The sequence below is a fragment of the Paraburkholderia sp. SIMBA_054 genome, assembly GCF_046534875.1.
In the GTDB taxonomy this organism is placed as follows: domain Bacteria; phylum Pseudomonadota; class Gammaproteobacteria; order Burkholderiales; family Burkholderiaceae; genus Paraburkholderia; species Paraburkholderia hospita.
Genome location: NZ_JAWRXV010001416.1, coordinates 1 through 246, shown reverse-complemented (window position 1 = coordinate 246; position 246 = coordinate 1). Strand labels below are relative to the sequence as shown.

The following is a 246-nucleotide window of genomic DNA, read 5'->3' as shown; positions in this document are numbered from 1 at the left end:
CATGACATCACCGTCGGGCCCGCCGCCGGTCCGACCAGCAGCCATTGCTCGCCCACCTTCGCGCCGAGCGCACCCAGGCCCGGGCAGGGGCCGATCCGGGAGACCACCGTCCTGACCGTCATCGGGCCATCCCGGTGACCCAGTCGCCAGTGCACCGGCAGCAGCACCATGTCGGTCTGTTCACGGCCGTCCGGCAGGACCTGCGTGGCAACCGAGCGCACGGTCCCGCTGAAGGCCAGCGCGCCG

General features: G+C 72.8%; 1 protein-coding gene. It reads right to left on the bottom strand.

From position 1 onward, the window contains the following. On the bottom strand, nt 1-246 hold a 246-nt coding region (locus tag SB822_RS59720), incomplete at both ends, for a hypothetical protein (RefSeq protein WP_410859462.1).